Origin of the sequence: Burkholderia sp. AU39826, from assembly GCF_020419965.1 — a bacterium.
In the GTDB taxonomy this organism is placed as follows: Bacteria; Pseudomonadota; Gammaproteobacteria; order Burkholderiales; family Burkholderiaceae; genus Burkholderia; species Burkholderia semiarida.
The window spans coordinates 97,310-105,370 of record NZ_JAIZQG010000024.1 but is presented as its reverse complement, the minus strand read 5'-3'; the positions used below and the strand labels follow the sequence as shown (position 1 = coordinate 105,370).

The following is an 8,061-nucleotide window of genomic DNA, read 5'->3' as shown; positions in this document are numbered from 1 at the left end:
AAGTGGACGGGTTCCCGGCACGATTGGAAGAGCGCCATGACTCAGTTCGCACTGCTTTACCCAGAACGATTCAACATTGGAGTCTGAATCTCAACCCGCCTCACACACTAAATTCCGGATACCTCCGCGTAGGGATCTGCGAACCAGATGTCCAGATTCGGAGACCGATCCGTGATTTCCCGACTCCATCAGCTCGGTCACCGACGAAGTGATGGCTGAGGCGCCGAACTGGAGAACCGTCCGCTCTCTCCTGTTCGAAAATCAATTCACGCAGGCGAGCGGATAACCCACTTTCCAACCCCTTCGCCCACAAAAACGCGGACAGCTCCGGCCTGATGGAAGGCGAAAAAACGAGGGAAGCACACCTCAAAAAATCGACCGCCCCGAATACGTAGTCAACCATTCCAAAGCCCTGGTCCCCGCCAACGAATTCCCGTTCGCATCCAGCCCCGGCGCCCACACGCACACCGCCATCTCCCCGGGCAGCACCGCGACGATCCCGCCGCCGACGCCGCTTTTCGCCGGCAGCCCGACGCGATACACGAAATCGCCGGCCGCATCATAGGTGCCGCAAGTCAGCATCAGCGCCGACAGCCGCTTCGCGGAACTCGAATCGACGATCCGCTCGCCGGTCGCCGGCGCGACGCCGCCGTTCGCAAGAAACAGCGCGGCGCTGGCGAGCTCGACGCAGTTCATCTCGATCGCACACTGCCGGCAATACGCGTCGATCACCGTATCGGGCGGCATCTGCATGTTGCCGAAGCTCGCCATGAAGTGCGCCATCGCGCGGTTGCGCTCCGCGTGCTGCAACTCCGACGTCGCGACGCGCGAGTCGTAGTCGATGTCGTTCGCGCCGATCAGCCGCCGCACGAATTCGACGAGCGCCGTCTCGGCTTTCACGAAGCGGCGGCACAGCACGTCGGTGACGACCAGCGCGCCCGCATTGATGAACGGATTGCGCGGCTTGCCGCGTTCGCTTTCGAGCTGAACCAGCGAATTGAACGCGGTGCCGGACGGCTCGCGGCCGACCCGTTCCCACAGTGCGTCGCCCAGCAACTGGAACGCGAGCGTGCACGCGAACAGCTTCGAGATGCTCTGGATCGAGAAGCGCTCGTGCGCATCGCCGACCGTGTAAACGTTTCCGTCGAGCGTCACGACCGCCATCCCGAACTTGTCGGCAGGTACTTTCGCGAGTTCGGGAATGTAGTCGGCCACCCGTCCCTGGCCGATCCAGGGGGCGAGTTCGGTGTGGATGCGTTCAAGAATCGTCTGGTAATTCATCGCGTCAGGCAGGATGGAAGCAGGGCCGGGATTCCGGCGAGCCCGTATGGAACCGTCCCGGCGCCGATTCGTCAAGCGCGGCCCGAGTCGCGCCCTTATTTTCGAGACAGCCAAACAGGCAAGCGGCGGGCGCAGTATCATGCGGTACGTTTCGGCCGATGGCCGGCGTCCGGCACCGGCCGGTGCCGCCGCGGCTTCCCCGATGACCCGACCGTTGCCCATGTCTTTTCGCATCCTGCTCGTCGAAGACGACACCCGTCTGTCCACGCTGATCGCCGGCTACCTGCGCAAGAACGACTATGAAGTCGACACTGTGCTGCATGGTGACGCCGCGGTGCCGGCGATCCTGTCCATTCGTCCCGATCTCGTCATCCTCGACGTGAATCTGCCCGGCAAGGACGGCTTCGAAATCTGCCGCGAGGCGCGCAAGCAGTACGACGGCGTGATCATCATGGTGACGGCGCGCGACGAGCCGTTCGACGAGCTGCTCGGCCTCGAATTCGGCGCGGACGACTACGTGCACAAGCCGGTCGAGCCGCGCATCCTGCTCGCGCGGATCAAGGCGCAACTGCGCCGCGCGCCCGCGCGCGTGGCCGAAGGCACCGCGCCGCAGCCGGAGCGCTACGCGTTCGGGAAGTTCTCGATCGACCGCACCGACCGCACCGTCGTGCTGCCCGACGGCAGCACGCCCGATCTGACGTCGGCCGAATTCGACCTGCTGTGGGCGCTCGTGTGTCACGCGGGCGAAGTCGTCAGCCGCGACGATCTGATGCTGCAGTTGCGCGGTGTCGAATTCGACGGCCTCGACCGCACGATCGACGGGCGTATCTCGAAGCTGCGCCGCAAGCTGCGCGACGACGCGAGCAACCCGCAGCGGATCAAGACGATCCGCAGCAAGGGTTATCAATTCAGCAAGCACGCGTGGGAATGAAGCCGCCTTCGCGCGACGCCGCCACGTTCCGCGCGGGCATGCCGCCCGCCGGCCGGGAGCCGCGATGATCCGACGAACCCGTTCGCACCCCGATGCACCGCCGCTGCCGACGCTGCGCTACGTCAAATGGCGCTGGCTGCACTTCCGCCGCGCGTGGACCGACACGCGCGCCGACCGCATTCCGAGCTGGTCGCGCCTGTACCTGCGCACCTACCTGCATCTGCTCGGCCTCGTCCTGCTGACCGCGCTGGTGCCCGCACTCGCGCTGTGCGTCGAATTGTCGCCGCAGGTCGTGTGGCATGCGTTCGATTCGCTGCCGGGCGATATCTGGATCGTGCTCGCGTTCGTGTTCACCGCGCCGGCGCTCGCCGCGTATCGGTGGATGCGGCCGGTCTGGTCGGATCTCGTGATGGTGCGCGAGCGGGCGATCGACTTCACCGGCGGGCGCTTCAACACGCGTGCGCGCGAATCGCACAGCGTGATCATCGGCCCGCTCGCGCGCACGCTCAATGCGCTCGCGATGCGCATGGAGCGGCTGATCGCCGCGCAGCGCGATCTGACGAACGGGATCTCGCACGAACTGCGCACGCCGCTCGCGCGCGTGCGCTTCGCGCTCGAAATGCTGCGCGAACCGGGTTCGGCGGCCGAATACCAGGGCGCGCTCGAGAGCATCGCGCAGGACGTGACCGAGCTCGAGGAGCTGATCGACATGAGCCTCACGTATGCACGGCTCGAATACAGCTCGCTGCAGTCGAACCTCGAGATGACCGCGCCGGTCGCGTGGTTCGAGCATCAGGTGAGCGACGCGCAACTGCTGTATCCGGACCGTGCGATCGAGTCGCGCATCGCGATCGGGTCGGATCTGCGCGTGAAGATGGACCGGCGGCTGATGTCGTATGCGATGCGCAACCTGCTGCGCAACGCGAGCAAGTACGCGCAATCGCGGATCGTCGTCGGGATCTCGCTCGTGCACGGCAACATCGGGATCTTCGTCGAGGACGACGGCCCCGGCGTGCCCGAGAGCGAGCGCGAACGGATCTTCGACGCATTCGTGCGCCTGGACCGCCGTACCGGCGGCTACGGGCTCGGCCTGTCGATCACGCGACAGGTGCTCCATGCGCACAACGGCCGCATCGCGGTCGTCGATCCGGTCGAACTCGGCGGCGCGCGGTTCGAGATCAGCTGGCCGGTCTAGCGCCACGCCGCAAGGCCGATCCGCGGCAACCGTGAAGTCGATGGCCGCCGTCGAGACGGCGCCGCGGATACCGCCGCAGCGGCATCCGCGCATGCTCAATAAGTGCGGCCAAGCTGCAGGTAGAAGTTGCGTCGGCCGCCGGGGGCGAGCGCGACGCCGATATAGACGGGCCCGAACGCGGTCGACAGGCTCGTGAAGAACGTATAGCTCTGCTTGAGCGCGCCGCCGCCGATCTGCTGGCCGCTCGACCACACGTTGCCGACTTCCGCGCTGGCGCCCACCGACAGCGCCTTGACCGGCGACGCGTTGAACGTCATCAACTGGTTCATGTACGTGACCTGCCCGTACGCGAGCTCGTTGCCGTTCAGTTGGTCGGCCGCGTACGCGGACAGATGCTGGAAGCCGCCGAGCGTGAAGTTGAACGCGTTGATCAGGTTGGTGCCGCCGATGCTCTTGCCGCCCTCGATCGTCGCGCTGACGCTGTGCCGGCCGAACTGTTGCGCGATCATCGCCTTGCCGTAGATCTCGGTATAGGGTGCGTTGTTGATCCCGTCGGAGAATTCCTGCGCCGAGCCGCCGTTGCGCGACACCAGCGAGCGTTCGACGCGCAGCTCGGTGAAATAGCCCTTGCGCGGGAACAGCGGATCGTCGAGCTGGTCGATCACGAGCCGCGCACGCGCGATCAGCGCCTGCGACGTGAAGCTCGGCCACAGCAGCGCCTGGCCGCTGCCGTCGTCGAACGGCAGGTTGTAGGTCGGCGAGCCGTGCCCGGTCACGTAACCGACGCCCATCCGGAAATCGCCGAGCCGCCCGATCGGCAAACCGAGATCGAGCCCGGCGCGCGCCGTCTGCATCAGATACTGCGTGATCTTCACGTCGCCGGTGTCGTCGTACAGGTTCGCGTAGCGGCGCTGGTATTCCGCGTACGGCGACAGATAGACGCCGTATGCCATCGACAGCGGCTGGCGGAACTCGATGCGCGCGGATTGCAGGTCGCTGCCGATCGTCGTGTCCGCGCGGAATTCGAGCCCCGATTCCGTGAGCCACGGCCGCCGGTAGCCGACGTGCAGGCGGAAGCCGCCTTCGTCGGTCGAACTGCTCGACATGCCGAGCCCGAACAGCAGGAAGTTGGGCCCCCAGTACTTCTCGCGCGCGTCGATCTCGAGCACGTTGTCGTCGCCGCGGCTCACGATCTGCTGCGTGACGCTCTCGAAGTTGCCGCCCGTCGTGAGCCCGAGCAGATCCTGGCTGACGGTCTTCGGATCGTAGATGTCGCCGGGTTTCACGTGCAGCGCGTTGCTGACGACGCGCTTGGGCACGCCGCCGCTGGTCTTGATGTCGATGCGCGTGATCCGGATCGGTGGCGGCAGCGGCTGCGCATGCGCGGACCGGTAGGCCGCGTACTGTTCCGGCGTGAGCGCGAAACGCCGCAGCTTCGGCAGCGCCGCGGTCGCGGCGATCTCGCCGGCGGCGATCGCCTGCTTCGCGTTCTGGAAATCGGTGAACGCGAGCGAGCCGAGGTCCGGCGTGAGCAGCACGTCGTGCGCGTCGAGCTGCTTGCGCTGCGCGGTCACGTTCTGGCGGATCAGGATGCCGACCATCTGCTGCATCACGTCGGCAGGCGACGCGAGCGCATCGAGCGGGCGCAGCGGCGAGCCGATGTCGACGGCGATCACGATGTTCGCGCCCATCTGCCGCGCGGTGTCGACGGGCAGGTTGCTGACGAGCCCGCCGTCCACGAGCGCGCGCCCGTTGATCTCGGCCGGCGCGAACAGGCCCGGCATCGCCATGCTCGCGCGAATCGCGAGCGGCAGCGAGCCGTGGTCGAGCACGACCATCTGGCCCGTCTGCAGGTCGGTCGCGACGGCGCGATACGGAATGGGCAGGTGGTCGAACGGCTGGTTGGTCGGCACGGCGGCCGTCCAGTTCGCGAGCAGCGCCTGCAGCCGGTTGCCCTGAACGAGGCCGACCGGCGCCTTGACGCCTTTCTTGCCGAAGCCGAGCGTCAGCCCGTTGATGTACAGGCGTTCGTCTTCCCGGCTGGTTTGCGGCAGGTCCGCGCGGTCCGTCACGTCGAACGCGATATCGGCCAGGTTGACCTCCGACAGCCGCTTCTGCATCTCGTCGGCCGCCATCCCGCTCGCGTACAGGCCGCCGACCACGGCGCCCATGCTGGTGCCCGCGATGCAGTCGATCGGGATCCGGTTGTCCTCCAGGACTTTCAGGACCCCGAGGTGTGCGTAGCCGCGCGCGCCGCCGCCGGACAGCACGAGGCCGATCGACGGCCGGCCGGCCGGGCCGCCGTCGGCCGCGCAGGTGTGCGTGGCGGCGGGTGCGGCGGCAGCCGCCGCGTTGGCTGCGGCCGCAACGGTCGGGGCGGCGGCGGGTTCGGCGGCCGGCAGCGGTTGCGCGGCAACCGCACAGCACCAGAAGGCAACGAGCGTCGTGCAGAGCGGGCGCAGCGGCGCCCAGCGGAAAGAAACGGTCGCTGTCATGGTGAACATACCTGGCGTGATCGTGCGTCGGAGGCCTGCCGGGAACAGGCAAGACCGAGAGATTACCGTGTTTTACAGGCCCGATGCGAGCGGCTGTTGCGTAGCCGGACGTGCGCGGGACGCCGTTTTCGGCAATTTCGTCGCGAAAAAATCATTGGAATTGGCTAAAGTATCGGAACGATTTGCCGCTAAGCTCGTGATGGGGCGGCATGCACGCGCGGCGAAAAGTGCGGCGCGGCTGTCCCGGCCCGCTCCTTCACAAAGGTTTGATATGTCGACACCGCTGTTCGGAAAGTTGTTTGCGCAACCCGTTGCGATCGACCCGGGAACGGCGAGTACGCAAATCTATACGCACGAACGCGGCGTGGTGCTGAACCAGCCGTCGGTCGTCTGCTTCCGCAAGGGCGGCGCGAGCGACGCGCGGCCTACCCTCGAGGCCGTCGGCGAGCTCGCGAAGGCGTTGCTCGGCCGCGAACCCGGTCATCTCGAAGCCGTGCGGCCCATGCGGCATGGCGTGATCGCGGACACGCACGCGGCCGAGCAGATGATCCGCAGCTTCATCGACATGTCGCGCACCCGCTCGCGCTTCGGCCGCCGCGTCGAGGTCACGCTGTGCGTGCCGTCCGACGCGACGGCCGTCGAGCGCCGCGCGATCCGCGAGGCCGCGTTCGCGGCCGGCGTATCGGAGGTCGAACTGATCGAGGAACCGCTGGCGGCCGGGCTCGGCGCCGGTTTGCCGGTGACCGAGCCGGTCGGCTCGATGGTCATCGACATCGGCGGCGGGACGACCGAAGTCGCGGTCATCGCGCTCGGCGGCATCGTGTACCGCGAGGCGATCCGCGTCGGCGGCAGCCAGTTCGACGCGGCGATCGTCAACCATGTCCGCAACCTGTACGGCGTGCTGCTCGGCGAACAGACGGCCGAGCACGTGAAGAAGACGATCGGTTCGGCCACGAGCGCGGTGCCGCGCACGTCGACCCGCGCCGTCGGCCGCGGCATCGGCGACGGCCTGCCGCGCTCGGTCGAGCTGTCCAACCACGACGTCGCGGACGCGCTGGCTGCACCGCTCAAGCAGGTGATCGGTGCGGTGAAGTCGGTGCTGGAAAACGCGCCGGCCGAACTCGTGACCGATATCGCGAATCGCGGCGCGGTACTCACGGGCGGCGGCGCGCTGCTCGCCGATCTCGAACGCCTGCTGTACGACGAGACCGGGCTGGTCGCGCGGATCGCCGACGAGCCGTCCACCTGCGCGGTGCGCGGCGCCGGCGAGGCGATGGGGCGGCTCGCGATGTGCCCGGCGGATTGAGCCGGGCGGTGCTGCCGGCCGCGGCCGGGCGCACGCCCTCACATTCTTTCGATCTTCCAGTGGCCGGCCCGCTCGGCCGGCATCGGTCCATCGCATGGACAGGCGCGGGCGCGCCGTGCTAGCGTGACGCGCCCGTTCGGGGCCGGGCCGGCCGACGCCCCCGGCGACACCTGAGAGACCGAATACCTTGAAATATCGAACCAAACGGGGCTTCGCGGCCCGGGCCGGCCGCGTGCTGGCCGTCGTCGCGTGCGTCTGGGGCGCGGCGGCGGCCGCGATCGTCGTCCACGGCATGCGGATGCCGGGCGACCCGGCGGACGTCGCCGTGATCTTCGGCAACGCGCTCGACGAAACCGGCGCGCCGAAGCCCGTGCTCGCGGCCCGGCTCGATGTCGGCGTGCGTTGTTACCGCGCGGGGCAGTGCCCGGCGTTTCTGGTCAGCGGCGCGATCGACGGGCCCGGGCTGAACGAGGCGACGGCCATGCGCGACTACCTCGTCGCGCGCGGCGTGCCGGCGGCCCGGATCGCCGTCGACGATCAGGGCGACAACACGCTCGCGACCGCGCAGCACACGCTTGCCTACCTGCACGCGCATCGCCTGTCGCGCGTGCTGATCGTCAGCCAGTACTACCACCTCGCGCGGGCCCGCCTCGCATTCGAGCGCGTCGGCATTGCGCGGTCGAACATCTCCGCCGCGTATCCGCGCCGCTTCCAGTGGCGCGATCTCTATTCGAGCTGGCGCGAGGTGCCGGCCTACGCGGTGTATGCGGTGCGGTTGTGGGTGAATCCCGATGCGCGGCCGGTTTCGTTTCGGCCGATGCTTTATCTGATGCGCCTGTTTTCGTGACGGGGC

Annotated in this window: 6 protein-coding genes; 4 read left to right on the top strand and 2 right to left on the bottom strand. The window is 67.8% G+C overall.

The genetic code is table 11. From position 1 onward, the window contains the following. Window positions 1-366: 366 nt before the first annotated feature. Window positions 367-1,281, bottom strand: a complete 915-nt coding sequence (locus LGM42_RS28665; protein ID WP_059584555.1) for a glutaminase — start codon at window positions 1,279-1,281, stop codon at window positions 367-369. 220 nt (window positions 1,282-1,501) lie between these two features. Here LGM42_RS28665 and LGM42_RS28660 point away from each other — a divergent pair, with 220 nt between their 5' ends. Both LGM42_RS28660 and LGM42_RS28655 read left to right on the top strand, forming a co-directional pair. Next, the gene (locus LGM42_RS28660) at window positions 1,502-2,212 is read left to right on the top strand and encodes a response regulator (protein ID WP_059584557.1); all 711 of its coding nucleotides are present in this window, start codon (window positions 1,502-1,504) and stop codon (window positions 2,210-2,212) included. Window positions 2,213-2,276: 64 nt separating this feature from the next. Beyond that, window positions 2,277-3,407 carry an ATP-binding protein gene (locus tag LGM42_RS28655; RefSeq protein ID WP_059584559.1) on the top strand — a complete coding sequence of 377 codons (1,131 nt, stop codon included), beginning with the start codon at window positions 2,277-2,279 and terminating at the stop codon, window positions 3,405-3,407. A 95-nt stretch (window positions 3,408-3,502) separates the two neighbouring features. Here LGM42_RS28655 and LGM42_RS28650 read toward each other — a convergent pair whose 3' ends face one another. After that, window positions 3,503-5,902, bottom strand: a complete 2,400-nt coding sequence (locus LGM42_RS28650; protein ID WP_226234048.1) for a patatin-like phospholipase family protein — start codon at window positions 5,900-5,902, stop codon at window positions 3,503-3,505. A gap of 271 nt (window positions 5,903-6,173) precedes the next feature. Here LGM42_RS28650 and LGM42_RS28645 point away from each other — a divergent pair, with 271 nt between their 5' ends. Beyond that, window positions 6,174-7,208 carry a rod shape-determining protein gene (locus tag LGM42_RS28645; protein ID WP_226234047.1) on the top strand — a complete coding sequence of 345 codons (1,035 nt, stop codon included), beginning with the start codon at window positions 6,174-6,176 and terminating at the stop codon, window positions 7,206-7,208. A gap of 187 nt (window positions 7,209-7,395) precedes the next feature. Continuing rightward, window positions 7,396-8,055, top strand: coding sequence for a YdcF family protein (locus LGM42_RS28640; protein WP_060310598.1), 660 nt, complete (start codon window positions 7,396-7,398; stop codon window positions 8,053-8,055). Window positions 8,056-8,061: the final 6 nt, after the last annotated feature.